The organism is Streptomyces sp. JJ36 (assembly GCF_021696945.1).
Lineage (GTDB): Bacteria > Actinomycetota > Actinomycetes > Streptomycetales > Streptomycetaceae > Streptomyces.
In genome coordinates, this window is sequence record NZ_JACYHE010000161.1 from 1 (window position 1) to 1,564 (window position 1,564).

The following is a 1,564-nucleotide window of genomic DNA, read 5'->3' on the forward strand; positions in this document are numbered from 1 at the left end:
GCCGCGGACTGCCTGGCGGCGGCCGGCGCGGCCGGGCTCACCGCGGGCGCGGGCGTCTGGCTCGGCGGCCGGGTGGTGCCCGGCCCGTGGTGGGCCCTGCCGCTCGGGGCGGCGGCCGCGCTGCTCACCCTGGTCGCCGTACAGGCCCGCAGCGGCCTCTACCGGCCCGGCCCGCCGTCCGGCGCCCTCGCGGAGCTGCCCCGGGTGCTCTGCGCCGTGCTGCTCTCCTGGTGCGTCGCCTGCACCGTGCTGGTCGCCGCGCTGCCCGGCGTCACCCTTCCCCGGGCGGTGCTGCTGCCGCTGCCGGCCGTGCACGCCCTGCTGGCCTGCGGCGCCCGCGGCGCCGTGCACGCGCGGCGCCGGGCACGCAACCGCCGCCGCCCGCGCCCGGCACTGGTCGCGGGCGGCGGCTCCGCGCTGCGGCAGCTCACCGGCGTGCTCTACGCGCATCCCGAGTACGGTCTGCGCCCGGTGGGCCTGGTGAGCGCCGGACCCGGCGGGGACGCGCGGGAGGCGGGCGCGGCGTTCCCGGTGCCCGTGCTCGGCTCCGCCGCGGAGATCACCCGGGCCGTCGTGCAGAACGCGGCGTGCGACGCCGTGCTCCTCCGGGGCGGCGCCCCCGGCGCGAGCGGCACCACCCGCGAGCCGGGCGGCTCCCGGCCGTGGACCGCGGAGGAGGCCGGCCTCGCCGGACTCGCCGAGCTCTTCACCGGCCTGGGCTGCACCGTCTGGTTCGTGGACGCCCCCCGCGGCCACGGCCACCCGCCGGAGCCGGGCACGGGACCGGCCGCCGCCCCGCACCTGTGGGGCTTCGCCTGCCGGGTCCACCACCCCGCGCCGCCCCGCTGCATCGCCCGCGCCGGCAAGCGGGCGCTCGACACCGTCGTGGCCGCCGCCGCCCTGGTGACCGCCGCGCCGCTGCTGCTCGCCTGCGCCCTGGCCGTACGTCTCGCCGACGGCCCCGGCGTGCTCTTCCGGCAGGAACGCGTGGGCGCCGGGGGCCGCCTCTTCGTGATGCTGAAGTTCCGCACCCTGCGCCCCGCCGACCCCCACGAGTCCGCCACCCGCTGGAACGTCGCCGGCGACCGCCGGATGAGCGCGGTCGGCAGGCTGCTCCGCCGGACGTCCCTGGACGAACTGCCGCAGCTGTGGAACGTCCTGCGGGGCGACATGAGCCTCGTCGGGCCCCGCCCGGAACGCCCGTACTTCGTGCAGCGGTTCGGCCAGGACCACCCCGGTTACGCCGCCCGCCACCGGATGCCTGCGGGCATCACCGGGCTCGCCCAGGTGCACGGACTGCGCGGCGACACCTCGATCGAGGACCGGGCCCGCTTCGACAACCACTACATCGACACCTGGTCGCTCTGGCAGGACCTGCTGATCCTGCTGCGTACCGCCGGCTCGGTGTTCCGGCTGGGAGGCAGCTAGCGTTGACCGCCGAACCCCGTCTCGCCGCAGGCCCCGCCGAGCCGGCCCGCACCGCCGTGCCGGGCCCCGCCCGCAGCGCGGAGACCCGCACCGCCGGCCGGCCGCACCCCCCGGGCGTGCCCGCACCGCGCTCCGG

1 protein-coding gene is annotated in these 1,564 nt (G+C 79.5%); it reads left to right on the forward strand.

From position 1 onward, the window contains the following. Positions 1-96 precede the first annotated feature (96 nt). Positions 97-1,428 (forward strand): sugar transferase, encoded by a 1,332-nt coding sequence (locus HOY81_RS26975; RefSeq protein WP_237323332.1) that lies wholly within the window; start codon positions 97-99, stop codon positions 1,426-1,428. The last annotated feature ends 136 nt before the right edge of the window (positions 1,429-1,564 follow it).